Raw genomic sequence first — 1,490 nt, 5'->3', positions numbered from 1 at the left:
GGGCGAGTTCAACCAGTCGTTGCAACGCCTGGCTGTTGTAGTGAGCGTAGCTGCTCCTCGAAGACCTCGGCTGGTGTCCGCCAACCGAGGCTCTTGCGGGGCCGGTTGTTGATCGCCAGGGCGACGGCTTCGAGGTCTCCGGACGACCACCGGGACAGGTCGGTGCCCTTCGGGAAGTACTGACGCAGCAGCCCGTTCGTGTTCTCGTTCGTCGGTCGTTGCCAGGGTGAGTGCGGATCGGCGAAAAACACCTTCGTCCCGGTTTCGACGGCGAACTGGGCGTGGCCCGAGAGTTCCTTTCCGCGGTCCCAGGTGAGCGTTTTGCGCAGCTGCTCGGGCAGTTTCGTCATTGATGCCGTAAGCGCCGTGTTCATCGCGATTGCGCCATAGCCTCCGAGCGAGGGTCCGTTCCTCACGGGCGGATTCTCACCCCAGCCCTCGAGCCGGGGCAGGTGCACCAGGAGCGTGGAGCGGCTGCTGCGCTCGACGAGCGTGCCGATCGCGGATCGCCCCGTCCCGATGATCAAATCTCCTTCCCAGTGTCCGGGGACCGCGCGGTCGGCGGCCTCGGCGGGGCGTTCGCTGAGGACGACGTCCGCGGTGACGTGCCCCTGCGGCTTGTTCTGCGACCGTGCGCGGGGAGTCCGCAGTGCCCGGCCGGTGCGCAGGCATGCGACGAGTTCCCGCTTGAGCGCGCCACGGCCTTCGATGAACAGCGCCTGGTAGATCGCTTCGTGGCTGATGCGCATGGACTCATCATCGGGGAAGTCGGCACGAAGCCGGTGCGAGATCTGTTCCGGACTCCAGGCCGTCGCCCATCGCCTGTCCTGCCGATGCGGCTTGTTCAACCCCTTCCAGGCGCGCGTCTGGGGCCCGGTGACGATCGTGCCGTCGGGTCGATGGACACTGCCGGCGAGCCGATCCTGCACGTACTCGCGCAACCTGTCGTTGCCTGCGAGCTTCGCGGTCTTCGGACGCTTCGCGGCCTGCTGCGCTTTCCACTGCGCCACCAGAGCCCGGTAGACCGACTTGCCGCTCCGGGTCGCCGCGTTGCGGCGCAGCTCGCGTGAGATCGTGCCCGCGTCGCGTCCGATCCTGCGGGCGATCTCGCGCACGCCGAGCTCCTGGGCGCGCAGCAGCGCGATATCCTCGCGCTCAGCGAACGACAGGTACCGGCCCGTGGGCTCTTCCAGGCTCAGCGGCGTCATCCCGCCAGCATGTCGAAACCACCGGATCCCGACCGGTGCCGACACGCCGACCCTCTCGGCGGCCTGGACCGTGGTGACCCCCGACGCGATCAGGCGCCAGAACTTCCGTTGCACAGCGCGCGACGGCTCCGGGCGGCCGGGCGAGCGCATCGGCGCCCGCATCGCCCGATCCGCGGCCCACTGCCGTCGCGCCCCGGCCGGCACCTGCCGCATCAGCTTCCTCGGTCGTCCCATCCAACACCTCCGTGATCAAGGTGTTGCGACGACCAGTTGAATTCACCC

General features: G+C 68.4%; 1 protein-coding gene. It reads right to left on the bottom strand.

What is annotated here, in order from left to right; all coding sequences use genetic code 11:
• Positions 1–8 precede the first annotated feature (8 nt).
• Positions 9–1,421 carry an IS30 family transposase gene (locus tag ACFWTC_RS38925; RefSeq protein WP_384030732.1) on the bottom strand — a complete coding sequence of 471 codons (1,413 nt, stop codon included), beginning with the start codon at positions 1,419–1,421 and terminating at the stop codon, positions 9–11.
• Positions 1,422–1,490: the final 69 nt, after the last annotated feature.

The organism is Streptomyces sp. NPDC058619, from assembly GCF_042717785.1.
Classification (GTDB): Bacteria; Actinomycetota; Actinomycetes; order Streptomycetales; family Streptomycetaceae; genus Streptomyces.
Note: the sequence above shows the minus strand (reverse complement) of the source record. Positions and strands in the feature narration are given on the sequence as shown.